This window comes from Novosphingobium sp. KA1 (assembly GCF_017309955.1).
Taxonomy (GTDB): Bacteria; Pseudomonadota; Alphaproteobacteria; order Sphingomonadales; family Sphingomonadaceae; genus Novosphingobium.
Genome location: NZ_CP021248.1, coordinates 1,648,112 through 1,674,000 on the forward strand (window position 1 = coordinate 1,648,112; position 25,889 = coordinate 1,674,000).

At 68.4% G+C, this 25,889-nt stretch carries 19 protein-coding genes and 1 riboswitch; of the genes, 11 read left to right on the forward strand and 8 right to left on the reverse strand.

Annotation, left to right across the window (positions count from 1 at the left end; translation table 11 throughout):
* Positions 1-36: 36 nt before the first annotated feature.
* Positions 37-369, reverse strand: coding sequence for a DUF2322 family protein (locus tag CA833_RS24915; protein ID WP_207080559.1), 333 nt, complete (start codon positions 367-369; stop codon positions 37-39).
* 214 nt (positions 370-583) lie between these two features.
* Between CA833_RS24915 and tenA the strand changes: the two genes are divergently transcribed.
* A complete protein-coding gene (gene tenA / locus CA833_RS24920; RefSeq protein ID WP_207080560.1) occupies positions 584-1,246 on the forward strand; it encodes a thiaminase II in 663 nt (220 codons plus the stop codon).
* Between the two features lie 73 nt (positions 1,247-1,319).
* Here tenA and CA833_RS24925 read toward each other — a convergent pair whose 3' ends face one another.
* From CA833_RS24925 to CA833_RS24935, 3 genes are all read right to left on the reverse strand, one after another.
* Positions 1,320-2,078, reverse strand: a complete 759-nt coding sequence (locus CA833_RS24925) for an enoyl-CoA hydratase-related protein (RefSeq protein WP_255535885.1) — start codon at positions 2,076-2,078, stop codon at positions 1,320-1,322.
* A 167-nt stretch (positions 2,079-2,245) separates the two neighbouring features.
* Positions 2,246-3,253, reverse strand: a complete 1,008-nt coding sequence (gene epsC, locus CA833_RS24930) for a serine O-acetyltransferase EpsC (protein ID WP_207080562.1) — start codon at positions 3,251-3,253, stop codon at positions 2,246-2,248.
* Positions 3,254-3,257: 4 nt separating this feature from the next.
* Positions 3,258-4,133 carry a TauD/TfdA family dioxygenase gene (locus tag CA833_RS24935; RefSeq protein ID WP_207080563.1) on the reverse strand — a complete coding sequence of 292 codons (876 nt, stop codon included), beginning with the start codon at positions 4,131-4,133 and terminating at the stop codon, positions 3,258-3,260.
* A gap of 871 nt (positions 4,134-5,004) precedes the next feature.
* On the opposite strand from CA833_RS24935, the gene CA833_RS24940 reads away from it, so the two are divergent.
* A complete protein-coding gene (locus CA833_RS24940; RefSeq protein ID WP_207080564.1) occupies positions 5,005-6,006 on the forward strand; it encodes a sterol desaturase family protein in 1,002 nt (333 codons plus the stop codon).
* A 208-nt stretch (positions 6,007-6,214) separates the two neighbouring features.
* The gene (locus CA833_RS24945) at positions 6,215-8,653 is read left to right on the forward strand and encodes a TonB-dependent receptor (RefSeq protein WP_207080565.1); all 2,439 of its coding nucleotides are present in this window, start codon (positions 6,215-6,217) and stop codon (positions 8,651-8,653) included.
* Between the two features lie 71 nt (positions 8,654-8,724).
* Here CA833_RS24945 and CA833_RS24950 read toward each other — a convergent pair whose 3' ends face one another.
* A complete protein-coding gene (locus CA833_RS24950) occupies positions 8,725-10,308 on the reverse strand; it encodes a sulfotransferase (protein ID WP_207080566.1) in 1,584 nt (527 codons plus the stop codon).
* A gap of 158 nt (positions 10,309-10,466) precedes the next feature.
* Here CA833_RS24950 and ybaK point away from each other — a divergent pair, with 158 nt between their 5' ends.
* The 5 genes from ybaK (at position 10,467) to bluB (ending at position 17,691) form a co-directional block, all read left to right on the forward strand.
* The gene (gene ybaK / locus CA833_RS24955) at positions 10,467-10,940 is read left to right on the forward strand and encodes a Cys-tRNA(Pro) deacylase (RefSeq protein ID WP_142639226.1); all 474 of its coding nucleotides are present in this window, start codon (positions 10,467-10,469) and stop codon (positions 10,938-10,940) included.
* A gap of 217 nt (positions 10,941-11,157) precedes the next feature.
* A riboswitch (cobalamin riboswitch) is annotated at positions 11,158-11,400 on the forward strand.
* 189 nt (positions 11,401-11,589) lie between these two features.
* On the forward strand, positions 11,590-12,651 hold the full coding sequence (gene cobW, locus CA833_RS24960; protein WP_207080567.1) for a cobalamin biosynthesis protein CobW: 1,062 nt from the start codon (positions 11,590-11,592) through the stop codon (positions 12,649-12,651).
* Entirely contained in the window at positions 12,651-16,445 is a 3,795-nt protein-coding gene (gene cobN, locus CA833_RS24965) for a cobaltochelatase subunit CobN (protein WP_207080568.1), read from the forward strand. The genes cobW and cobN overlap by 1 nt, the downstream gene beginning before the upstream one ends.
* Before the next feature lie 2 nt (positions 16,446-16,447).
* Positions 16,448-17,053 (forward strand): cob(I)yrinic acid a,c-diamide adenosyltransferase, encoded by a 606-nt coding sequence (gene cobO / locus CA833_RS24970; protein WP_207080569.1) that lies wholly within the window; start codon positions 16,448-16,450, stop codon positions 17,051-17,053.
* Between the two features lie 2 nt (positions 17,054-17,055).
* Positions 17,056-17,691 carry a 5,6-dimethylbenzimidazole synthase gene (gene bluB / locus CA833_RS24975; RefSeq protein WP_207080570.1) on the forward strand — a complete coding sequence of 212 codons (636 nt, stop codon included), beginning with the start codon at positions 17,056-17,058 and terminating at the stop codon, positions 17,689-17,691.
* On the opposite strand, the gene CA833_RS24980 is transcribed toward bluB, so the two are convergent.
* Positions 17,678-18,553, reverse strand: coding sequence for an ABC transporter substrate-binding protein (locus CA833_RS24980; RefSeq protein ID WP_207080571.1), 876 nt, complete (start codon positions 18,551-18,553; stop codon positions 17,678-17,680). The genes bluB and CA833_RS24980 overlap by 14 nt on opposite strands.
* Before the next feature lie 90 nt (positions 18,554-18,643).
* Between CA833_RS24980 and CA833_RS24985 the strand changes: the two genes are divergently transcribed.
* The 3 genes from CA833_RS24985 to CA833_RS24995 all read left to right on the forward strand — a co-directional run bounded on the left by CA833_RS24985 (position 18,644) and on the right by CA833_RS24995 (position 22,811).
* On the forward strand, positions 18,644-19,657 hold the full coding sequence (locus CA833_RS24985; protein ID WP_370584593.1) for a FecCD family ABC transporter permease: 1,014 nt from the start codon (positions 18,644-18,646) through the stop codon (positions 19,655-19,657).
* 8 nt (positions 19,658-19,665) lie between these two features.
* Positions 19,666-20,442, forward strand: a complete 777-nt coding sequence (locus CA833_RS24990) for an ABC transporter ATP-binding protein (RefSeq protein ID WP_207080572.1) — start codon at positions 19,666-19,668, stop codon at positions 20,440-20,442.
* Positions 20,443-20,546: 104 nt separating this feature from the next.
* A complete protein-coding gene (locus tag CA833_RS24995; RefSeq protein ID WP_142639235.1) occupies positions 20,547-22,811 on the forward strand; it encodes an NADP-dependent malic enzyme in 2,265 nt (754 codons plus the stop codon).
* A gap of 55 nt (positions 22,812-22,866) precedes the next feature.
* Here the strand turns inward: CA833_RS24995 and CA833_RS25000 are convergent, their stop codons facing one another.
* Positions 22,867-24,279, reverse strand: coding sequence for a CapA family protein (locus CA833_RS25000; RefSeq protein WP_207080573.1), 1,413 nt, complete (start codon positions 24,277-24,279; stop codon positions 22,867-22,869).
* A gap of 99 nt (positions 24,280-24,378) precedes the next feature.
* Entirely contained in the window at positions 24,379-25,887 is a 1,509-nt protein-coding gene (locus CA833_RS25005; RefSeq protein ID WP_207080574.1) for an ATP-binding protein, read from the reverse strand.
* Between the last annotated feature and the right edge of the window lie 2 nt (positions 25,888-25,889).

Genomic DNA, 25,889 nt, shown 5'->3' on the forward strand with positions numbered 1-25,889 from the left:
CCCTGCGCCATGCCACCATAAATCAGGCGGCGGGAATCAGGCGGCGACGATGACCTCGATGGCCAGCGGGGCGCCGCCCGCCGCGATGGCAAGCAGGCGATCGATGTTGGGATGGGCACCGGGGCGGCTGCGCGCATCCTCGGTATGCTCGCCGAACACCGCCATGCCCAGTTCGGCGGCCCTGGCGTCGAGCGTGCCGAAGCGCTGCTGGAGATACTGGTAGACGGCCAGCGAGCCCTGCTTGCCGGGACGGTTCTCGATGCTGTCGACGACGCTGCCGGCCGCGTCCACAAGGTCGATCCGCTCGATGCCGTCAATCGCAGGCAATTGCTGGAGATTGTCCTTGAACGAGGCGCCTGGCTCAAACATGTCTGGTATTTCCTGCATTCCGAAGTGAACTGGCGGGCGCTCTTGCCGCTTGCGCGCGCCTTGCGCAATCGCCAAAGCGGCGGACCGGGCGGGAGCGATGCATTGAGCGCCGCGGCGCCGGTGCCGCGAAATTCGTTTTTTGACGAATTTCCAAACGGTCCTTAAGCGCGGCGGGTTCGCTCCGATCCCTCCTGCCGCCAAAGGACAATGCCCCATGCACTTCTGCGACACGATCTGGGAAGAAGTGGCGCCGCTGCGCCGGGCCATTCTCGATCATCCGTTTCTGAACGCCCTCGCAGGCGGCACGCTGGAGGCCGAGAGCTTCCGCCACTACATCGTGCAGGACAGCCTCTATCTGGCCGAATATGCCCGTGTCCTCGCGCTCGCCGCCGCGCGCGCGCCCAGCGCGGCCGGGCGGCTCGAATTCTCGGACGGGGCCAAAGTCGCCGTGCAGGTCGAGGAAGCGCTGCATCAGGCCTTCTTCGCGCAGTTCGGCGTCACCGCCGAGATGGCCCACGGCAGCGAGCCGACGCCCGCGTGCCTGGGCTATACCAGCTACCTCTCCGCGCTGGCCGCCACCCGCAGCTACGAGGAACTGATCGCGGGCATCCTGCCATGCTTCTGGGTCTACTGGGAAGTCGGCTGCCACGTGAAGCCGCGCGCGGTCTCGCCCAATCCCTATGCCGCCTGGATCGACACCTACGCCGCCCCCTCGTTCGGCGAGGCGACCCGGCGGGTACGCGCGCTGGTGGACGAAGCCGCGGCCGCCGCCACCCCGGCTACCCGCGCGGGCATGGCCACGGCGTTCCGCAATGCCACCCGCTTCGAATGGATGTTCTGGGATTCCGCCTGGCACCGCGCCGGCTGGCCGATCTGACCACGATCTGACCGCAGGGCGTCGCGGGCCGCCGCCAGAAAAATGCCCTTGCGGGCATTTTTCTGGCGGACCCTCAGCCCCGCCGGAACACCGGTGCGCGTTTCTGGAAAAAGGCGTCGAACGCCTCGCGGGCCTCGGCCGACTGCATCGCCTCGCGGAAAATCCGGGCTTCCTCGTCGATCCGCGCGAGCACCGGCGCCGTGTCGCCCTTCATCAGGCGGCGGGTTGCCAGCAGGGCCTGCGGCGGCTTGGCCAGCAGGGTCGCGGCAGCGCCGCGCGCATGGGCGAGCAGGCCATCGCCCGGCACCACCGCCGTCACCAGCCCGGCCTGGTCCGCCGCCCGGGCATCCATCGGCTCGCCCAGCAGCAGCATCGCCGCCGCCTTGGCATAACCCAGGGTCGCGGGTGCCAGCAGGCTAGACCCGGCCTCTGGCACGATGCCGAGGTTGACGAACGGCATGATGAAGCGCGCATCCGGCGCGGCATAGACGAGGTCGCAGTGGAACAGCATCGTGGTGCCGACCCCCACGGCCAGCCCCTGCACCGCGGCCACCACCGGCTTGTCGAACGCCGCGATCGCGCGGATGAAGGCAAAGGCCGCACCGGCGCCTTCCGGCCCCGCCATGAAGTCGGCAAGGTCGTTGCCCGCGCTGAAGGCATCGCCCCTTCCGGCGATCAGGACGGCGCCGATGTCCGCACGCGCCGAAGCCTCTTCCAGCGCCGCCGTCATGGCCCCGTACATCGAGGCGGTCAGCGCGTTCTTCTTTTCCGGGCGATCCATATGGATTTCCACAAGCCCCGCCTGCCCGGTTACCTCGACACCTTGAACCACTGCATTTTCTCCCTGCCGCCGCCGATCCTGGCGCGGTGCGGCCCTGCTTCGCCGGACCATCCGAAAAATGCCCGCGACGGGCATTCGGGGACGGCACCGGCCTGTTCCCTCCGCTCAGGATAGAACACTGCCGGATGTCGGCAAGGGATGTTTGCCGCCCCCCCCCTTCAGTTGACCGCGTCGGCGGGCCCATTGCGGTTGCCGCTCGACACCACCGCGCGGGGCTGGCGCACGACACTGAAAGGCGGCACCCCATGGGTCAGCCAGACGTTGCCGCCGATCTCCGCGCCCTTGCCGATGGTCACCCGGCCCAGGATCGTGGCGCCCGCATAGATCACCACGTCATCCTCGACCACGGGATGGCGCGCGCTGGCCTTGGCGGCGGCCACCGAGCCATCCAGCGGATAGGCCTTGGCGCCCAGCGTGACGCCCTGGTAGATCCGCACGTTGTTGCCGACGATGGCCGTTTCCCCGATCACCACGCCGGTGCCATGATCGATGAAGAAGCCATGGCCGATACGCGCCGCGGGGTGGATGTCGATGCCGGTGGTGCCATGGGCGATCTCGCTCAGGATCCGGGCGACCAGCGGCGCGCCGAGCCCGTGCAGGACATGGGCGAGGCGGTAGTGGATGATCGCCAGCAGGCCCGGATAGCAGATCAGCACTTCGTCGATGCTGCGGGCGGAAGGATCGCCCGCATAGGCCGCCTCGAGATCGCGATCGAGCTGGCGGCGGATCGCGGGAAGCTGGCGGGAGAAGGCGAGGACAATCTCGTCCGCGCGCCGCTCGCCCGGCCCCGGCCCCGGCCCACCATCCTGGCCGCCGATTTCGCCGGAATAGGCAAATTCCAGCCGGAGCTGTGCCTGCAACCGGCTGAGGGCGATCTGCAGCGACTGGGTGACGAACGTCTCCTCGTTGTGCGGCCGCACGAAGTCCGGGCCGAGCCGCAGCGGGAACAGCGCCCCGCACAGCTCGTCCGCCACCTTGGCCAGCCGCACCCGGGAGGGGAAGCCGCCCACACCGTGCTCGGCATGCGGACTGTTGGTGGCACGCCAGTGCTGGCGGATCTGCGCCAGTTCACGCACGATCTCGCCGACATGCCAGAAATCGGCATTATCCTGCCTCGCTTCCGGCCCCGTGTCCTGCGCTGCGGGAGCGCTGTTTTCCGTCGTCATTGTCCTACCCCGCGTGATCGTCGAGGGCGACGCCTTCGATGGTGATCCGGTGCATCTCGCGCCGATGGCCGTGATAGTCGTTATAGGCATAGTGCCAGGTCGCGCGGTTGTCCCAGAACGCGATCGAGCCATCGCGCCAGTGGAAGTCTTCCTGGAATTCGGGCCTGCGGCAATGGTCGTAGACTTCGGCGAGGAGATCGGCCGATTCCCCGGCGGCCAGCCCCTGGATGTGCAGGGTGAAGCCGGGATTGACGTAGATCGCCCGCTTGCCGCTGAGCGGATGGACGATCACCACCGGGTGGACCGGATCGTCGAGCAGGTCGGCGGCAGCGGAATTGCCGATGCGGCCCCCGTTGCCATCGGCGCCGCGGGTATCCTGCGCGGCTTCGTACGCCGCCGCCTTGCTGCCGAAGACATGCCGGGCGGAATGGACGGCACGGCGCCCCTCGATCCGCGCCTTCAGCTTTTCCGGCAGGCCGTCATAGGCGGCATACATCGAGGCAAAGGCCGTTGCCCCGCCCTCGGGCGGCAGTTCGCGCGCGGCGAGGATCGAACCGAGCGCGGGTTCGAAATCGTAGGAATGGTCGGTATGCCAGCCGCCGCCGATGTTGTGCTGCTGGTCGGGCTCCTTCACCACCAGCGCGATCTCGGGATAGGCGGGATGCGCGGCGAAGAAGCGGTTGATGTTGATCGCCCCCCAGCGCCGCGCAAAGGCGATGTGCTGGGCTTCATCGATCGACTGGTCGCGGAAAAAGATCACGCCATGGTCGGCAAAGGCACGCCGGACTGCCGCAAAGTCCTCGCCGGACAAGGGGCGTGCAAGATCGATGCCGAGCACTTCGGCGCCGACGCGGCCGTGCGGGCGGATTTCCAGGGTCATGCGGCAAACTCCGCGGAAACGCGAGGGGCCGCCGTGAAGCGAAAGGTCATCGTATCACCTGATCGTTGGAGAACACGATGCCTGGCGTTGTCGCCCGGGCGCCGCGCGCTTTAGGCCGTAAACTCATAAACGACACCATCGAGGCGTCCAAATGGCGAACATATCGGGCCGAAGCGGGTGCCGGACGGGCTGGTTGCCCGTCCAAGGCCGGTTCGGTTCGAGATGGAAGCCATTTGGACGCCCCTTCGGGATTTGACCAAAATGGCCCAGCGCTGCGTCAGGAAGTCTAGAAATATCGACATATTCCGGCGCCTTCCTTCCTCACGCTGAACCATTTTGCCTCAAACCTCGATGGTGCCGTTTATGAGTTTACGGCCTAGCCGTTGGTAACGCGGAGCAAGCTGCTTCTCGGTCAAATGCCGCGGACTGGAACGAACGGACGCCGGCAGGCCAGGTCCCCCCGCCGACATTCTCAAGTTATTTGATTGAGAATTTACCGTCAAGCACGGTCGCCGCGCACAGGAGGCGGATCGGCGCAACCAATTCTACGCGCCCTCGAAGGCGTCCTTGGGGCGTCCCGGGCCGGGCAACGACGAATCAGCCGCCGCCCGGCGTTGCACGATTGCTGCATGCGCACACCGGCTGTGAGCCCGCCGCCGCGCATCCGGTGTTACCGGGCCGGCATGAAAATGACGGTTTTGCGTCATTTTCATCAGCCCGGACGGTCATGCCGCAAGTGCAGCATTAATACGCTTGACGCGAAACGTAATATCCATACCGTGTACCCATATCGCCGGTTCAGAGCGATGAAAGCGGGAAGGAGCATTCTGTAACAACAGGCCGGTCAACCGGTCTGGATGGGGGTTATTCGATGGAACGACTGCCGACCAGCAATGCAGTTCTCGCAGGCTACGCGCCCACCGGCGGCGCGTCTTCGAGCACCTCCTTGAAACAGCAGCTCTTCGACCTGGCTCCCCCGGCTTTTGTCGCCCTCGTCGTGCTGTTCTGGGCCTATGGCCCGAAGGCCTGGACCGACAATCCCAATTCGATCATCGTCGCCACCTCGCTGACGACGGCAGCGGTTCTCGCCCTCGAATGGGTCAACGAGCGCCATGCCGGCTGGCGCATGACCTGGCGCGAATTCGCGACCGACCTGTTCTACGTGGTGCTCAGCGCCACCGTGATCGCCTGGACCACCGCGACGCTGGCCGACGATCCGCTGGCGAGCCTCAAGGCCTCGCTCGGCATCACCACCCAGTGGGCGATGCACCTGCCCTTTGTCGTGCAAGTGGCGCTGGTGGTCTTCCTCATCGAGTTCGGCCAGTACTGGATGCACCGGCTGATGCACAACTGGACGCCGTTCTGGCTGACCCACGCGCCGCATCACCACCTGACCCAGCTCAACGCGATGAAGGGCGCAGTGGGCAATCCGATCGAACTGTTCCTCATCAGCCTGAGCATCGTCGCGCTGTTCGACCTGCCGACCGCGGCGGTGTTCTGCGGGTTCAACGTGCTGGCCGTGGTCTCGACCTTCGCCCACGCCAATGTCCGGGCGGACCCGCCGCCGTTCTATGCCTTCTTCTTCACCACGATCCGCAACCACAGCCTGCACCACTCGACGGATTACGAAGCCACCCGGTGCAACTACGCCAACTCGCTCATCCTGCTCGACCGTGTCTTCGGCACGTTCCGCGAAGGCGAGGCCGCCATTGTCGGCCAGGACGAACGCAAGCGGCTATCGATCGCGGAACAGTTCCTGTTCCCGTTCCAACCCCTGATCGCCCGCGCCCGGCAACGGGCGGGGGACAGGCGCGGCACGCCTACCCCGGCGGCCAATGCCCCGGCCGCCAACGCCCCGGCAACCAACGGATGATCTGCGGCGCATAGCCGACTTCGGAGGAACGCCCCGGCGGAATTTGACCACGCCGGGAGCAGCAAGCGCGTCGACAGAACCATCCGGCAAGCGGTGGCGGACGCGCGACAAGTGTCATCGCAAGCAGCACCCGAGAGGTTCTGGCGCAGCCGCGCCGGGGCGCGGGCAAGGTCGTACTCAAGTACTGGCATAATAGACAGGGAAGCACATGACATATCGCGCGAAACTGAAAGTCGGGCTGCTGTCCGCAACCATCTTCACCAACGTCGCCCTTGCCATGCCCGCGATGGCCGAGGACGCCGCGCCTGCCGCCGAGGGCAGCGGCGGCGGCGGTGACGTGATCATCGTCTCGGCCACCCGCCGCGACACCACGATCATGGAAACGCCGATCAACATCAGCGCACTGGGCGGCAAGGACCTGCAGGACCTCCACGTCGACGACATGCGCAACCTCGGCGCCTTCACGCCCGGCGTGACCATCCTCGACACCGGCCCACGCGGCGCCGGCACCATCGTCATGCGCGGTCTTTCGGCGGACGACACGTCGGCGAGCGGCGGCGACAACAGCAACTCGGCGGTCGGCATGTATCTCGGCGAAGTGCCGATGTACTACGACTTCAAGCTGATCGACATCAACCGCGTCGAGACGCTGCTCGGCCCGCAAGGCACGCTCTACGGCCTCGGCACCCTGGCCGGCGCCATGCGCAACATGCCCAACCGTCCCGACGCGACGCAGTTCTCGGGCGAGGTCCACGGCCAGGTCTTCGACATGGCCCACTCCAAGGACACCGGCTACAACGGCTACGGCGTCGTCAACATCCCGCTGATGAAGGACCACATCGCCTTCCGCTCGGCCACCGGCTATTACTTCACGCCCGGCTATATCGACTACAACTACCTGCTGCAGGATCCCGGCGTCTCGCTGCCGCAGCCGGGCGACGCCAGCAACCCGCTCGGCACCGCCGAGCAGCAGGCCGCCAACTTCAAGTCGCGCCGCGACGCGAACTTCGAGCGCACCTTCACCACCCGCAACCAGCTTGCGTTCTATACCGACGACCTCAAGGCCTACGTCACTTACGCGCACCAGCGCACCCGCACCGACGGCCAGTCGTCCACCGGCGGCGGCTATTCGGGCGAGGGCAAGTACGAGGCCCCCTGGCGCTACCTCGAACCGGCCACCCGCACCGGCGACATGCTGAGCCTGGAGATCGAAGGCAACGTGCACGATGCGGTCAACGTGGTGTTCGTCTCGGCCTATACGCAGCGCAAGACCAAGTACCAGGCCGACAACACCGACCTGCTGCTCGACCTCGACTACGGTTACGAGGCCTTCCCGGCCTTCTCCAGCTACAACAAGTCGGCCCAGAAGGAATACGAGTTCACCAACGAGCTGCGCCTCGTCTCGACCTTCGACGGGCCGCTGAGCTTTGTCGCCGGTGCCTTCTGGAACCGCCAGCACTACAAGTCGAACTACGACGAATACGTGCCCGGCTTCCCCGAATGGGCCAACGATCCGGACAACTGGGACACCGCGTTCGTCACCGATCACAGCAATCCCGAATACGCCCACGAGTATTCGTCCTTCGTGCGCAGCACCAATGACGAGAAGGGGCTCTACGGCGAAGCCACCGTGCACTTCACCGACGACCTCCAGCTCACCGGCGGCCTGCGCTACTACAAGTACAATGCCTGGGTGAACGGCGGTTCCTACCTCCCGCTCTGGGACGACACTTACGCCACGCGTTCGGGCTCCACCGGCAAGGACGGCCTTGTCTACAAGATCAACGCCTCGTGGAACATCTCGCCCGAGTTCATGGTCTACGGCACCTGGTCGACCGGCTACCGCATCGGCGGCGTGAACCGCACCGCGCCCTGCAGCCAGGACGTGATCGACAAGTACAACGCCGGCTTGCCGCAGGACGGCCAGACGCTCTGCGCGCTGCCCAACGAACTCTCCTACGGCCCCGACAAGACCAAGAACGCCGAAATCGGCATGCGCGGCCAGCTCCTCGACAACAAGCTGAACTTCAGCATTTCGGCCTTCCACATCGACTGGGACGGCATCCAGCTTGCCGGCCAGACCTATTACGGCGCCATCGGCATCACCGTGAACGGCGGCAAGGCGGTGTCGAAGGGCATCGACGCCTCGTTCGAGGCCCGGCCGATCCCCGGCCTGTCGATCCGCGGCAACTACTCCTACCTCGACGCGCACCTGACCGAGGGCGTGGCCAACCTGCTGTCGACGCATGACGGGCTGGTCGACGCCGAGGTCGGCGACCGGCTGCCCGGATCGGCCAAGAACAAGGGGGCGATCGGCGTGACCTACGACCTGCCGGTGGGCGACAACAGCCTCGCCTTCGGCTGGACGGCGACCTATACCGGCAACATCCTGACCCGCGTGGGCGCCCGTGCCGGCGGCGAAAAGCTGCCCGATTACTGGATGCACCAGGCCAACATCACCTACAAGACGGCGATGTACGACATCGGCCTCTACGCCACCAACATCTTCGACAAGTATGCCGTGACCGGCGTCAGCAACGACCTGACCCGCGCCGGCATCGTCAACGACGGGGTGGTTTCGCGCTACTATGGCCGCTCGGTCGCCCAGCCGCGCACGATCGGCCTGCAGGGCACCATGCGCTTCTGATCGAAGTCCGGCACAAGCAACCAGGAAGCGGCGCGGGAAACTCCGGTTTTTCCGCGCCGTTTTCCGTCCGCTCAGTCGATCGCGATGCCCTGCGCGCGGAAATAGGCGGCGACTTCGGCCATGCCCTCGCCCTGGGTCTTCCAGCGGCCCACCGCGTCGCTGTTGAGCTTGCGCCGCACTTGCGCGGCGCTCGGCGTGGCGACGGCGGCGCGGTTCTCGTGGAAGGCAAGGCAGGCCGCGTCCCAGTCCAGCCCGCAGTGGCCGAGCAGGCGGCGGGTCTGGCCTTCCTGGTCGGCGACCAGTCCTTCATAGCTCAATTGCAGCACCCGGCCCGGATAGAGCCGCTCCCACAATGCCATCAGCCGGTCGAAGCGCAGATAATAGCGCGCCGTGTCCATGAGATCGTAGGAGTAGCCGTAATAGGCCGAGAGGCTGGCAAACAGGTTCTTGTAGTTGCTCCACACCGTGTCCATCGGGTGGCGGCGCAGGCAGACCACCGAGGCCTTCGGGAAGGCCCGCAGGATATGGCCGACATACAGGAAATTGGCCGGCAGCTTGTCGACGAACCGCGCCGCGCCTGGCGGGCGCTGGTGCGCGGCGCGGGCCATGTAGGCCTCGCCGACAAGACGGGGGTCGATCGCCGCGCTCGCCGCCACCGTCGCCGGATCGATCACCAGCCGCGAAGGCGTGCCCACCAGTTGCTTGACCGCCAGCTGCTTGACCGCCAGCGGCATCGCCTGAAGCTCTCCGGCCGAGCCGACGCCCGGATGCGAGGACAGGATGCGGTCGACCAGCGTGGTGCCGGTGCGCGGCATGCCGACCACAAAGATCGGCGCATCGTCGGCGCCCTGGTAGCCCGGCCCCGGATCCGCCAACCCCGCGCCGAACGTCGCCTCGATGGCATCGAAGATCGCCGCGTCCTGCGCAAAATCGTAGCGGATCGCCCGCTTGTGCGCGGCATTGGCGAGGGACAAGTGGCCAAACGCCGCCGCCGCCTGGCCGAGGTCTTCGAGTTCCTTGGCCAGTGCATAACGGATGCGCAAGGCATCGTCCGGCCTCGCCGCGGCGGCCAGCGCCGCTTCCAGCCGGGGCACGTGATGGGCCTCGTGCGTCTGGCGCGAGAGGATCGCCAGCGCATAATGCGCGCGCGCATTGCCGGGATCGGCGGCAAGGATCCGCTCGTAGTGCCCGCGCGCCTCCTCCACCCGCCCGGTGAACCCGCTCGCCGCCGCCAGGTTGTAGCGATAGTCGAGATTGTCCGGCTCGGCCGCAACCGCGGCTGCAAACGGCACCATCGACGCCTCGTGATCGCCCAGCCGCGCCAGCACGCAGCCGATGGTGTCGCAGGTCAGCGCATCGCCGGGCGGCAGTGCCATGGCCTGCCGCGCGGCCTCGGCCGCCTCGCCGTCACGGCGCAGCAGGATCAGCAGCCGGGCCAGATGCGCGAGGTATTCGGCGCGGGGCGCGCGCGCGGCCGCAGCCTCGATCAGCGGCACCGCCTGGCCGACCTGCCCCGCCTCGGCCGCGCTGATGCCGAGCAGGAAATAGCCCTCCGCGCGCTCGGGCGATGCCGCGATGAGACGGCGGGCCGCCGCCCCGGCCGCCGCCAGATCGCCGCGTCCCAGCGCCGCGCGTGCCTCGGCCTCCAGCGTCATGCGCCGCGCCCGGGGCAGGCGGACAGGGTCGGGACAAGGGCGGGCCGGTGCAAAGTCATGACCGCAGGTCTAGCGGCTTTGCCCCGCAGGTCCAACGCGCAAAAGCACTGGCGCAATCGCCACTTGGCGCCCCTGCCGTGCCCGTCTAGAGCAGGCCCATGGCTCAGGCGACGCGCGCGACGAAGATGCTCGAACAGGCTGGCATTGCCTTCAGCCTGCACAGCTATGACTACGATCCCTCGGCAGACAGCATCGGCCGGGCGGCGGCCGAGGCGATCGGCGCCGATCCGGGGCAGGTGTTCAAGACGCTGATGGTGCTGGCCGACGGCAAGCCCGCCTGCGTGATCGCGCCGAGCAGCGGCGAAGTCTCGATGAAGCGCGCCGCCGCCGCACTCGGCGTAAAAAGCGCCGCGATGATGAAACCCGCCGAGGCCGAGCGCCTGACCGGCTACAAGATCGGCGGCATCAGCCCGTTCGGACAGATGAAGCGCGTTCCCGTCGTGATCGACGAGACCGCGATCCTGTGGGACGCGATCTTCATCAACGGCGGCCAGCGCGGCCTTCAGGTGCGCCTCACCGCGCAGGACGCCGCCGAAGTGCTGGACGCGAGACTGGCCGATATCTCCGCCTGAGAGACCGTTTGAAGAATGCCCGTCATGGCATTTTTGAGACGGCACCAGCCCGCCCCCCACCCAACCACCCGCGAGTGTATCCTGATGGGTGGTTGGGTGGGGGAGCGGGCTGGTGCCGTAAAATTCGCGTGTCGCGAATTTTCAAACGGTCTCTGAAGGCTTGCCCTCCCACCGGTCGCCAGCTACGAGCGGGACCGTCCGAAACGCCGCAAGGCAGCTCGGACATGATCGCGCCGGTGCCCCGCAAGGGGCTTAATACGGGAACACGGCAAGGATGGTTCGCCATCCGGACCGGGCTGTCCCTGCAACTGTAAGCGGCGAGCGCGATGCACATCGCGGCGGGGCAAGGACCCTCGCCGCAGCCACTGGGCCGGACGCTAAATCCTGCGAGGCCTGGGAAGGCCGTGCATCACGCTATGACCCGCAAGCCAGGAAACCTGCCGGCGTCGATGTCGCTCTTGCCCGGGTCCAGGGGATGGCCAAGGCACGGTAACTCTTCCGTCTGAGCGACGTGATGCATGCGGCCGGGGCCGCAGCGGCATGCCGTGTCGGGCGCCCGTGCGCCGGTCCGACAAGGCGCGCCGCCTTCGCCGCGTGTGCGGCGGAAAGCCCGGCCGTTTCAGGTCGCTGGCGCGCGGGAGACGATTACATGAGCAAGGTTCCCACCACCGTCATCACCGGCTTCCTCGGCGCCGGCAAGACCACGCTGATCCGCCACCTGCTGCAGAACGCCAAGGGCCGCCGCCTGGCCCTCATCATCAACGAGTTCGGCGATGTCGGCGTCGACGGCGAACTGGTGAAAGGCTGCAACGACGAGGCCTGCCCGCAAGACGACATCGTCGAACTGGCCAACGGCTGCATCTGCTGCACCGTCGCCGACGACTTCCTGCCGACCATGCAGAAGCTGCTGGACCGCGAGAACAAGCCCGATCACATCATCATCGAGACCAGCGGCCTTGCCCTGCCCAAACCGCTGGTGAAAGCCTTCCAGTGGCCCGACATCCGCACCCGCGCCACGGTGGACGGCGTGGTCGCGCTGATCGACGCCGATGCCGTCGCGGCCGGTCGCTTCGCCACCGACGAGGCAGCGCTGGCGGCAGCGCGCGCGGCCGATCCGATGCTCGACCACGAAAGCCCGCTAGAGGAACTGTTCGAGGAACAGCTGGGCTGCGCCGACATGGTCGTGCTCAACAAGACCGACCTCGTCGACCCGCAAGCCCTTGCCCATGTCGAGACGCTGGTGCTGGCCGAAACGCGCCCCGGTGTGAAGATCGTGCGCGCCGATCACGGCGCCGTCGACATCGCCGCGCTGCTGGGCATCACCGCGGCAGCCGAAGACGACCTCGATTCCCGCCCCTCGCACATCGATGGGCTGGACGAGGATCACGACCATGACGACTTCGACAGCTTTGTCGTCTCTGGTGGCGATGTGGTCGATCTCGAGGCGCTTCTGGTGCGTCTGAACGACCTGATCGCGGAGCACGACGTGCTGCGCGTGAAGGGCATGGTCGCGGTCGTCGGCAAGCCCGGCCGCCTGGTCGTGCAGGCCGTCGGCCCCCGCATCCAGCACTTCTACGACCGCGGCTGGCTGCCGCAGGAAATGCGCCGCACGCAGCTGGTCGTGATCGGCCAGAAGGGGCTGGACCGCGCCGCCATCGAGGCGGGGCTGGCGGGGGTTCTCGGCCCCGTGGCCGCTACCGCAGACGCCTGATGCACCTGCTGTCCGCCACGCCGGGGACGATCTCCAATGGCGAGGAGGCGATCGACCTCGACCAGTCCCCCGGCGACATGGTGATCCTCACCGTGGCGGACAGCGAACTCGCCTGCTTCGCGGGCGCGGCGGCGCGGATGCCGGACGGCGCACCCAGCATCCGCCTCGCCAACCTGCTGCAACTGCGCCACCCCTATTCGATCGACCTCTATGTCGAGAAAGTGATCGCGCACGCCAGATTCGTCTGCGTGATCCTGCTCGGCGGCAAGAGCTACTGGCCCTACGGCATCGACGAGATCGCCCGCACCGCGCGCGAGAACGGCATTGCCTTTGCCGCCATTGCCGATGGCCGCGAAGCCGATCCCGCGCTCGACCGTGCCTCCACCCTGACCGCCGATCTGCGCGAACGGCTGCGCGACTATCTGCGGCAGGGCGGCATGGCCAATGCCCTCTCCTTCCTGCGCACCGCCACACGGACCATCGGCCATGACGCCGGCGCGCCCGACGATCCGGTGCCGGTCGCCGACGCCGGGCTCTACCTTGCGGGCACCGAGCGCGCAGGCCTTGCCGAAGTGCGGGCGGGCTGGACCCAGGGCCGCCCGCTCGCACTGCTGGTGTTCTACCGCGCGCTGATGATCGCGGGCACGCTGGACGCCGTGGACGCGATGATCGCAGCGCTGCACGAGCGCGGCTTCAACGTTGCCGCCGTCCACGTCCGCGCCTTGCGGGAGCCGTTCGCGGCGGACTGGCTCTCCGGCCTGCTGGGCGAGATCGCACCCGACGTGATCGTCAATGCCACCAGCTTCGCCTCCTCCTCCGTAGGAGACGAGCGCAAGCCGGGGATTCTGGAAAAAGCGGATTGCCCGATCCTGCAAGTCGCTTTCGCCGGTGTCGAGGAGGCCGATTGGCACGGTTCCGCACGCGGCCTTGGGCCGCGCGATCTCGCCATGAACGTGGCGCTCCCCGAAGTGGACGGCCGCCTGTTCACCCGCGCCGTCGCCTTCAAGGCCGCCGCCCGCTTCGACGCGGTGACCCAGTGCGGCATCGTTGTCCCGCGCATCGCGCCGGACCGGGTGGCCTTTGTCGCGGACCTCGCCGCCAACTGGGCGAGCCTGCGCCGCACGCCGTGCCCCAAGCGCCGCGTGGCGCTGGTGCTGGCCAACTACCCCAACCGCGACGGGCGCATCGGCAACGGCGTCGGCCTCGACACTCCCGCCAGCACCGCGGCGATCATCGCCGCACTGGCCGAGGCGGGCTACGACACCGGCGCAGCGCCAGGAGACGGCGCCGCGCTGATGCAGGTGATGACCGGCGGCGTGACCAACGACCTCACCTCTCGGGCCCGCCCCGGTGAAGTCTCGCTGCCGCTTTCGGCCTACGAAGCCGCCTTCGCGAACGTGCCCGAAAGTGCACGCAAGGCCATGACCGAACGCTGGGGCGAGCCCTCCGCCGATCCCTTCGTGCAAGGCGGCGCGTTCCGCCTGCCGGTCCACCGTTTCGGCAATCTCGCCGTCGCCGTGCAGCCCGCGCGCGGCTACAACATCGATGCCAAGGCGAGCTACCACGATCCCGCGCTGCCCCCGCCGCACGCCTACCTCGCCTTCCACATCTGGCTGGCGCAGGACTTCGGCGCGCAGGCGGTGGTCCATGTCGGCAAGCATGGCAATCTGGAATGGCTGCCCGGCAAGGCCATCTCGCTCTCGCGCGAATGCTTCCCGGAAATCTGCGCCGGGCCGCTGCCGCAGCTCTACCCCTTCATCGTCAACGACCCCGGCGAAGGCACGCAGGCCAAGCGCCGCATCGGCGCGGTCATCGTCGATCACCTCACCCCGCCGCTGACCCGCGCCGAGACTTATGGCCCGCTCAAGCAGCTCGAGGCGCTGGTGGACGAATATTACCTCGCCGCCGGCATGGACCCGCGCCGGCTCGACCGGCTGCGGCGCGACATTCTCGATCTGGCACGCAGCCACGGCCTCGACCGGGATGCCGGCGCCAGCGGTAACGACGACGATGCGCTTTCGGCCATCGACAACTACCTGTGCGAGCTGAAGGAATTGCAGATCCGCGACGGTCTGCACGTCTTCACCCGGTCGCCCGAAGGCCGCTTGCGCCGCGACCTGCTGGTCGCGCTGGCCCGCACGCCGCGCGGCTACGACCATGCCGGACAGGCCTCGCTGCTGCGGGCGATGGCGGACGACTTCGGACTGGACTTTGACCCGCTCGACTGCCGGATGAGCGATCGCTGGAATGGCGTCCGGCCTGAAGCCCTTGCGGTCGTCTCCGATGAACCATGGCGCACGCATGGCGATACCGTCGAGCGGCTCGAACTGCTGGCGGCGGAATGGGTCAGCGAAACAGCCCAAACCCCGCTCGTCCTGAGCGTGTCGAAGGACCACAGCCCCGCATCAGCATCCTTCGACAGGCTCAGGACGAGCGGGGCGGGGGACAGAACGCTGGCCGTCCTCGATGCCATCCGCACCGACCTCGCCCCGCGCATCGACCTGTGCGGCCCGCGCGAGGCCGAAGCGCTGCTGGCCGGTCTCGACGGCCGTTTCGTGCTGCCCGGTCCCTCTGGCGCGCCTACCCGCGGGCGGCCGGATGTGCTGCCCACGGGGCGTAACTTCTACTCGGTCGACACCCGCGCCGTGCCCACCGCCGTCGCCTGGGAACTCGGCCGCAAGTCCGCCGATCTTCTCGTCGAGGACTACCTCCAGCGCGAGGGCGAGCACCCCAGGGCCGTGGCCCTTTCCGCATGGGGCACCGCCAACATGCGCACCGGCGGCGATGACATCGCGCAGGCCCTCGCGCTGATGGGCGTGCGTCCGCGCTGGGACTGGACTTCGGGCCGCGTGACCGGCTTCGAGGTGATGACCGTGGCCGAACTCGGCCGCCCGCGCGTGGACGTGACCTTGCGCGTCTCCGGCTTCTTCCGCGACGCCTTCCCCGAACAGATCGACCTGATCGACAGCGCCGCGCGCGCGGTCATGGCGCTCGACGAGCCGCTCGGCGACAACCCCGCCGCCGAGCGGCACCGCGCCGAAACCGCAGGGCTCATCCAGAGCGGCGAGGCCGAAACGCAGGCCGCCCGCCGCGCCGGTGCCCGCGTGTTCGGATCGAAACCGGGCGCCTACGGCGCCGGGCTTCAGGCGATGATCGACGAGAAGATCTGGCACGAACGCGGCGATCTGGCCGATGTCTACCTCGACTGGGGCAGCTACGCCTATGGCGGCGGCGTTGAAGGTGATGCCGAGCGCGGCCTGTTCGCCGCGCGCCTCGCCTCGGTCGATGCGGTCGTGCAAAATCAGGACAACCGCGAGCACGACCTGCTCGACAGCGACGACTACTACCAGTTCGAAGGCGGCATCGCCGCCGCCGTCGAACACCTCAAGGGCCGCGCGCCGATCAGTTATCACAACGACCACAGCCGCCCGGAGCGCCCGGTCGTGCGCACGCTGGAAGACGAGATCGGCCGCATCGTGCGCGGGCGCGTCACCAATCCCAAGTGGATCGCGGGCGTCATGCGCCACGGCTACAAGGGCGCGTTCGAGATCGCCGCCTCGGTCGATTACCTCTTTGCCTTTGCCGCCACCACCCACGCGGTGAAGCACCACCATTTCGACGCCGTCCACGCCGCCTTCATCGAGGACGAGGCGGTGCGGGACTTTATGGCGCAGGCCAACCCCGCCGCCTTGCGCGAAACCGCCGCGCGGCTTGCCGAGGCGCTGGAGCGCGGCCTGTGGAAACCCCGATCGAACAGCGCGGGCCTGACGCTCGCGGCCCTTGCAGGAGCATGACCATGGTGCAGCGCAGTGACGAGCAGCACGCCGAGAAGATGAAGAAGAAGCAGGCCGCGCATGACAAGATCATGGCCGGAAAGACGGTCGAGAAGGGCCTGCTGATCGTCCACACCGGCAAGGGCAAGGGCAAGACCACCGCAGCGCTCGGCATGGTGGTGCGCGCCATCGGCCACGGCAAGAAAGTGGGCGTTGTCCAGTTCGTGAAAGGGGCGATGACCACCGGCGAAAAGGTCGTCTTCGATGCCTTCCCGGACAATGTCGAATTCAAGCCGATGGGCGAGGGCTTTACCTGGAACACGCAGGACCGCGCCCGCGACATCGCGCTCGCCCGCGAGGCGTGGGAGGAAGTGAAGCGCATGGTCGCCGATCCGGCCTATGACATGGTGCTGGCCGACGAACTCAACATCGTGCTGCGCTACGACTACCTGCCGCTGGACGAAGTGCTGGATGTGCTGACCGCGCGCGGCGAGATGAAACACGTGCTCGTCACCGGCCGCAATGCGCCCGAGGCGCTGATGGAGGCCGCCGATCTCGTCACCGAGATGACGCTGGTGAAGCACCCGTTCCGCTCCGGCGTGAAGGCGCAGGCGGGCATCGAGTTCTGACCATGCCGCCGCGCTTCGGCCCCGACTTCCAGCAGGAACTGGGCGACCTGCTGGCCTGGCGCCGCGACGTGCGCCATTTCCGCAGCGATCCGCTGGAGGAAGAACTCGTGGCCGAATTGCTGAGGGCCGCCCAGCTTGCGCCCTCGGTCGGCAATTCGCAGCCCTGGCGTTTCGTGCGGGTGCGCTCGGGCGAACTGCGCGACGCGCTGGCGGCCCATGCCGATGCCGAGATCGCCCGCGCCGGTGCCGCGATGCCCGAGGATCGCCGCCCGGCCTATTGCGCGCTCAAGCTCCACGGCCTGCGCGAGGCGCCCGAACTGATCGCGGTGTTCTGCGACGATGCCACGCCCGTCGGAGGCCGCCTCGGCGCCGCGACGATGCCGGAAACGCGGGGGTTTTCCGTGGTGCTGGCAGTCCACACGCTCTGGCTGGCGGCGCGGGCGAGAGGGCTGGGGCTGGGCTGGGTCTCGGTGGTCGAGCCCGGCCATGTGACGCGGCTGCTGGACGTGCCGCAGGACTGGCGGCTGATCGCGCTGCTTTGCCTGGGCCATCCGCTCGAAGAGGACCATGTGCCCGAACTCGAACGGCGCGGCTGGCAGGCCCGGCTCGACTGGCGCGCCAACGTCAGCGAGCGGTGAGAGGCCGCCCCGCCGCCTGCTCCGCCATGGCCCGCGCCGCCTTGACATAAGCCGGGCCGCCGCAGACCGTCCACGCCTGCGGGATGGTGATGCGGGCAATGTTCTTGAGGATCGGGTGATGGATCATCTCGGTGCCCTGATCCTCCACGGGCCGCGCGGCGCTGTCCATCAGGATGAAGTCCGGCCGGGCCAGCGCCATCTCTTCCAGACTCATCTGCGAAAGCGACGGTTTTCCAAGCTTTCCGGCGAGATTGACCAGCCCCACCCGCGTCATCAGATCATCGACCAGCGTGCCGGTCCCGGTCAGGTAACCGCGCCGCTGGTAATAGGCGGCGACCTTGCCCCCGGGCACTTTCGGCAGCCCGGCCAGTTCGGCATTCATCCGCGCGATCATCGCCTCCCCGCGCTCCCGATGGCCGACCGCGCGGGCCACCTCGCGGATCGAGACGAGGATATCCTCGTACCGGTTCGCGGACCGGAGATCGAGCGCGGGATAGTGCTGCCCCGTCAGCACCGCGATGGCCGGATTGCGGCGGGCGGGCATTCCCACCACGAGGTCCGGGCGGGCGGCGAGGATCTCCTCCGCCGAGCCGCCGAAGACCGGCAGGCGGCGCGCCTGTGCCGCCACCGCCGACATGTCGGGGTCCGAGGCATAGCGGGTGAGCCCGGCGATCTGGTCGCGGTCGGCGAGGGCCACCAAAAGTTGATCGGCGCAAAGATTGAGCGAGACGATCCGGTGCGGACGCGGCAAAACCGGTGCGGCAGGCCGCGTCGCCGCACCATAAACCGCGCCGCCTGCCATCGCCGCGAGCAGCAGGCAGGGGACAAGCCGAAGACGCCGATGGATTTTTCCGCAAGCCATGGCATTGGCTCTTACCCGGACCTGACCGGGACACAAGCATGACAGACAGCGACACAGACGTCACAGAAGCCGACGTCAAGCGAGGTTCCAGTGGAATTATCCGGTAGTCCGCCCCCGCTACGCCACCCGGCGCTGATTCCGCTGCTGGTCGGCGCCGTGATCGTGGTGGCGCTGGCGTCGATGAGCCTCGGGCCCATCTCGCTCGGCCTTGGTCGGATGGTGGCGGCGCTTGGCGGCACCGGCGAGCCGGTGGTGCGCGCGATCCTGCTCGAACTGCGCTTGCCGCGCACCCTGATCGGCCTGATGACCGGGGCCATGCTCGGCCTCTCGGGTGCGGTGCTGCAGGGCTACTTGCGCAATCCCTTGGCCGAACCCTCGGTGCTGGGGGCCTCGAACGCCTCGGCGCTGGGCGCGGTGATCGCGCTCTATTTCGGCATTTCGGAGTGGCACGCAGCGATGCTGCCGCTGCTTGCCATCGCCTCCGCGCTGGGCGCGATGGTGCTGCTGTTCGCGCTGGCGGGACGATCCGAAAGTCCGCTCGGCCTGATCCTGGCGGGCATCGCCGTCTCGACCCTGGCGGGCGCGGGGATCAGCCTCGCGCTCAATCTTTCGCCCAATCCCTTCGCGGCGATGGAGATCATGTCCTGGCTGCTCGGCTCGATCGAGAACCGTTCGATGGAGCACGTGTGGATCGCGCTGCCCTGCGTGGTGGTGGGGACCGCGCTGCTGCTGGCCGATCCGCTGGCGCTCGACGCGCTGTCGCTGGGCGAGGACGGGGCCCGCTCGCTCGGCGTCAACCTTGCCCGCACGCGGCTGCGGCTGATGCTGGGCGTGGCGATCGGCGTCGGCGGCGCGGTCGCGGTGTCCGGCGCGATCGGCTTTGTCGGCCTGATCGTGCCGCACCTGATCCGCCCCATGACCGACCGCAGCCCTTCGGCGCTGCTGGTGCCATCCCTGCTCGGCGGCGCGGTGCTGCTGACCGGGGCCGACATCCTCGTGCGGCTGATCCCGACCGATGCCGAACTGAAGCTGGGCGTGGTGACGGCCTTCCTCGGCGTCCCCGTCTTCCTCTTTCACCTGCTGCGCGAGCGGCGCCTGTGGTGACCCCGCGGATGATGACGATCGCCCTCGACCAGCTTGCCGTCGAACTCGGCCGCCGCGAGATCCTGCACGGCATCACTGCGCAGCTTCATGCCGGTTCGCTGATCGGCGTGATCGGCCCCAACGGCGCGGGAAAATCGACATTGGTGCGCGCGCTCGCCGGCCTCGTTCCGGCGGCGCGCGGCACCATCGCGCTGGACGGCGCGGACATCGCCGCGCTCCCCCCGCGCGCGCTGGCCCGCCGCATCGCCTATCTGCCGCAAGGCCAGACGCTGCACTGGCCGCTCACGGTCGAGCGCCTCGTCGCGCTCGGCCGCCTGCCGCACCTGGGGCCGATGTCGCGGATCGCCGAGGCCGACCGGCTTGCCGTCCTCGAGGCGATGGCACGCGCCGACGTCGGCCATCTCGCCGCGCGCATCGCCACCCAGCTGTCCGGCGGCGAGCGTGCCCGCGCGCTGCTGGCGCGGGCCCTGGCGGTCGGCGCCCCGGTGCTGGTGGTGGACGAACCGCTCGCCTCGCTCGACCCCGGCCACCAGATCGACGTCATGGAACTGCTGGCCCGCGAGGCCCGCGCGGGCGCGCTGGTGATCGCCGTGCTGCACGATCTCAACCTCGCCGCGCGCCACTGCGACCGGCTGCTGGCAATCGACCATGGCCGTCTGGTCGCCGACGGTTCGCCCGCCCAGGTCCTCACCGAGGCCATGCTGCGCCGCATCTACGGCGTCACCGGCTACCGCGCGGAGCTGGACGGCATACCGCTGGTCGTCCCGCTCGAACGCTGCCGGTGATCCGGGAGCGCACCGCGGCGGATTTCGCGGCTGACGTTTACGGCAACATATCGTTACGCCGATAAACCATAGGCAAGCACGATTTCCATGCTTATGGGGGGGCCATGGACGACAAACTCCGCCGCGCCGCCCTCGATTACCACCTCTACCCCCAGCCCGGTAAGCTCAGGATTGAGCCGACCAAGCGCATGGTGAACCAGCGCGACCTCGCGCTGGCCTATTCGCCCGGCGTCGCCGCGCCCTGCATGGAAATCGCCGCCGATCCGGCCAAGGCGCTGGACTACACTGCGCGCGGCAACCTCGTCGCCGTGATCTCCAACGGCACCGCCGTGCTCGGCCTCGGCGCGATCGGCGCGCTGGCCTCGAAGCCGGTGATGGAGGGCAAGGCGGTCCTCTTCAAGAAATTCGCCGACATCGACGTCTTCGACATCGAAGTCGACACCACCGATCCCGACAAGTTCGTCGAAGCCGTCGCCCTGCTCGAACCCACTTTCGGCGGCATCAACCTGGAAGACATCAAGGCCCCCGAATGCTTCGCCATCGAGGCGCGGCTGAAGGAACGCATGAACATCCCGGTGTTCCATGACGACCAGCACGGCACCGCCATCGTCGTCGCGGCCGCCGTGCGCAACGCGCTGGTGCTGCAGGGCAAGACGCTGGCCGAAGCGCGCCTCGTCACCTCGGGCGCGGGCGCGGCGGCGCTGGCCTGCGTCGACCTGCTGGTCTCGATGGGCCTGCGGATCGAGAACGTGACGCTGACCGACAAGGACGGCGTCATCCATTCGGGCCGCGAAGGCATGCTGCCCAACATGGCGCGTTATGCCCGCGATACCAACGCGCGTTCGCTGCCCGACGTGCTGCCCGGCGCCAACCTGTTCCTCGGCCTCTCCGCCCCCGGCGTGCTCAAGCCCGAATGGCTGGAACTGATGGCGCCCAATCCGCTGATCTTCGCGCTCGCCAATCCCGAGCCGGAAATCCGCCCCGAACTGGCCCGCGAAGCCCGCCCCGATGCGATCATCGCCACCGGCCGCTCGGACTATCCGAACCAGGTCAACAACGTCCTGTGCTTCCCCTACATCTTCCGCGGCGCGCTCGACGTGGGCGCCACCGCGATCAACGAGGAGATGAAGGCCGCCGCCGCCGAGGCCATCGCCGCGCTCGCCCGCCTGCCCGCGCATGACAGCGTGGCCCAGGCCTATGGCGGCCGCAAGCTGGTGTTCGGCCCCGAATACATCATCCCGACCCCGTTCGACCCGCGCCTGATCGGCGAGATCGCGGTCGCCGTCGCCCGCGCGGCGATGGACAGCGGCGTCGCCACCAAGACCATCGACCTCGACGACTACAAGCGCGCGCTCTCGCACCAGAACACCCGTTCGGGCCAGCTCATGCTGCCGGTGTTCGAGGCCGCCCGCGGCAGCAAGCGCCGCATCGTCTACGGCGAGGGCGAGGACGAGCGCGTGCTGCGCGCGATCCAGGACGCGCTGGACGAGGAACTGGTGCGCCCCACCATCGTCGCCCGCCGCCGGATCCTCAAGGAGAAGCTGCCCAGCCTCGGCCTCAGCTTCGAGCTCGACCGCGACGTCGAGGTGATCGATCCCGAGACCGACCACGAGGTCATGACCGATCTGGTCGAGGCCTATCGCGCCATCGCCTCGCGCAAGGGCGTGCCGACCGACGAGATCCTGCGCCACGTCTATCGCCGCCCGACCATCACCGCGACGATGATGCTGCGCACCGGCCGCGTCGATGCCGCGCTGGTCGGCGGACGCTCGGAATACTGGGGCCAGGTCGAGCACGTGCTGCGGGTGATCGAGCGCGATCCCGCCAGCAGCCGCGTCTATGCGCTGTCCGGCCTGATCCTCGATGCCGGCGCGCTGTTCATCACCGATACCCACATGGTGCCGGACCCGACTCCCGAGCAGATCGCCGAGATGACCCAGCTGGGCGCCACCCAGCTCAAGCACTTCGGCCTGCGCCCGCGCGTGGCGCTGCTCTCGCACTCCAATTTCGGCGCCTCGCACAGCCCCAGCGCGCGCAAGATGCGCGCCGCGCTGGACATCGTGCGCAAGGCCATGCCGGACCTGCAGGTGGACGGCGAAATGCATGCCGACGCCGCGCTCAGCCAGCCGCTGCGCGACCGCCTGGTGCCGGATTCGCGCTTCGAAGGCCCGGCCAACCTGCTGGTCATGCCCACGCTCGACGCCGCCAACATCACGCTGACCGCGCTGTCGGCCTCGTCCAGCTCGCCCACCGTCGGGCCGATGCTGATGGGCCTGGCCCAGCCGATCCACGTGCTGACGCCGGGCGTCACCGCGCGCGGCATCCTCAACCTGACGGCGATCGCCGCCGCCCAGCTCGAACAGGGCTGATCGCCCTGCCGCCGGCCGGAGCAGCGCCTGCGCCCTGCTCCGGCCCAGCGGACCGTCAGCGGCTGCTGCCGACCCGGATCACGCCAACGCCGTGATCGATGGCGATGGTCGTGCCGTAAGGCTGCGACAGCGCCTGCAGCCGCGCCAGGATCCGCGCACCGGTGGCCGCGTCCGCCATGTGCGGCACCCCTCGTCCCGCCCCGCTGGCGTTCACGCCGAGATCGACCGGATAGAGCCGCACTTCGTCCAGCCGGCCGTCGCGGTAGTGGGCCGTGGCGATCACCGTCTCGTAGAGGGCGGGGTCCGAGAACTCCTTGGCATTGCGCGCGGCGAGCAGTTCGGGCGTGGTCACGCTGCCGGGGGTGACGCCGAACTGGTCGTACATGTCGGCCGGCACGTCATCGAGCGAGTTGTTCATCATCGCGAAGTTGCCCAGCGAATAGAAGATCGGCTTGCCCTTGTAGATCTCGATCCCGCGCAGCTGGTGCGGGCCGTGGCCGACGTAGACGTCGGCGCCCGCATCGATGGCCTGATGGGCAAGGCCCTGCGCGAACCCGGCCGGGGTCCTGCTGGCATTGCCCGGCTCGTGGTTGTGCAGCGAGAACACCGCGAAGTTGCCGTTTTCCTTGGCCTGGCGCACCGCCAGCAGGTTGGCGGCAACGTCCTTCTGGTTGAGATCGTACTCGATCTTCATCGGCGAGACGGCATCGGCGGCAACCCGGTACTCGCGGCCCTTGAGCTTCACCGGCGCCCCGTCCCTGGTGCCCGCCAGCCGCGCCAGCACCGCAAGGTCGGCCTGCGAAACGAGGCCGACTTCGGTGCTGCGGATGGTGTTCGCGCCGCCGCGGCCCGGCACTTGCCCCAGCGGATCGGCGGCGGGCGACATCGGCGTGAACGTGGTCGTCGCCGAGACCAGGCCGATGCGGCCATGGCCGCCGTCGTAATAGGCCGGAGCGCGCGCGGCGCTCATCGAGCGGCCCGTCCCGGCATGGACGACATGGGCATCGTCGAGCAGGGCCAGCGTGTCGATCATGCCCTCCACGCCCCAGTCGGTCGCGTGGTTGTTGGCGTGGCCGACGATGTCGATGCCCATGGCGGCAACGTCGGCAGGGACCTTGGGATCGGCAAGCATCCAGGTGCCGCCGGATTCGGCCTGCGGCGATCCCTTGAAGGTCTTGAGATCGAGCGCGGTGGTCTCGAAGTTGCCGAACGTCACATCGGCGCCGCGCAGCAGGCGCAGCATGTCGGGAGACTGCTTTTCGAGCGTCGCCAGCATCGGGCGCAAGTAGATCAGATCGCCCACGGCGGCGAAAGTGAAGTCCCCGGCGATCGGCGTGCTGGGCACGGCAGCGACCGGCGGCAGGGTGCCGCCCTCTTCTTCTTCCGCAAGCGCGGGCATGGCGATGGCAGCGAAGGCGGCGGCTCCGGCAACAAGAAAGGCGCGCAAGGCGCGGCGGCGGATCGGCATGATGGATGTCCCCTTGGGCTGGCCCGATAATGGCGGTGCCTCAGGGGGTATCGACGGCGGCTGACATGAACCTGTCGCGCCCTTGTCACTCTGTGCAATTCATGCAGCTTCGGCGCGGAACTCCACCACGGCGCAGAGCCCCTGCCCGGTGCGCCCGTCCGCCAGCGTGACCCGCGCGCCGAGCCGGTCGGCCAGGGCGCGGGCGATCGGCAGGCCGAGGCCGGTGCCGAAAGCCTGGCTTTGCCCCCTGACGCGGTAGAAGCGCTCCCACACCCGCTCGCGCTCTGCCGCCGGGATGCCGGGGCCGGTGTCGTCGATCTCGACAAAGGCATGGCCGCCGCGCCGGCCGAGGTGGACCGCGACCGCGCCGCCGGGCCGGTTGTAGCGGATCGCATTGTCCAGCAGGTTGCCGATCAGCTCGGCGGCAAGGCGGGGCTCGCCCATGGCCGTTACCGTGCCGCCGCTCTCGTTTTCGTAACTGATGTCGATGTGCGCGGGCGCCTGCGCGGCGCGGTCCGCCGTGACGGAAGCGGCGACGCCCGAGAGGTCGAAAGGCTGCAGCAGCGTGCCTTCCTGATCCTCGCTGCGGGCCAGCGAAATCAGCTGGCGCAGCAGTTGCTCCAGCGAATCGATGGAATGCGGAATATCCTGCAGCGCGGCCTGCCCTTGCGGCGATTCCGGGCCGTAGCGATCCAGCACGTCGAGCTGCACGCGCGCCACCGCCAGCGGCGTGCGCATCTGGTGCGAGGCATTCGAGGTGAACTGCCTCAGCGAATCCGCCGCCTTGTCCAGCCGCGCCATCAGCCCGTTGAAGGCCGCCACGAAAGGCCGCATCTCCACCGGCGCGGTTTCCGGCGCCTGCAGGCGGAACGCGGGCGAGGCGTCATGGCGGGCCTGCTCGACCTGCCGGGTCATGTCGAGCAACGGGCGCAGGCCCCAGCGGATCGCCCACCAGAACAGCACGCCGGTCACCAGCAGGGCCGCCAATCCGATCAGCAGCACGCGTAGCGCAAAGTTCTGCTCATAAGCAGCGCGGTCGTCCACATAGTCGGCAATCTGGATGACCACGAGACCGGGCTCTCCGGCGGCGCGGCGCACTTCGGTGGCGATACGCACCGGTTTGCCGTGGAGCATGCCATCCCGCAGGTAGGCGGCCTGCGTCACCGCCGCGGCATCGGCCGGTTCCAGATAGCCGCGGATCAGGCGGTTTTCGCGATAGGCGTTGTAGAACGTCGCGGGCGCATGCCGGTCGATCACGCCGTCCCATTGCGGGGTGTAGTCCGCCGGCGGCAGCAGCGCCGGATCGCCGGAAATGACCTTGCGGCCGCTGTAGACGCTGTAATGCACGACCGGACGGGCCCGGCGCTTGAGCAGGTGGATCGCCAGCGGCACCAGCCTTTCGCGCTCGCCGGGCGGACTGTTGTAGGCAAGGCTGAGCGTCCGCACCGAGCCGATCAGCACACGGTCCACGGTATCGGATTCGGTATTGCGCGTGACCAGCACCGTCACCACGCCGAAAAACAGCACCAGCGCGGCCAGCGGCAGCATCACCGCGCCGGTCAGGCGCAGCCGCAGCGAAGGCGCCTGCTGGGAACGGACGTGCAACATGG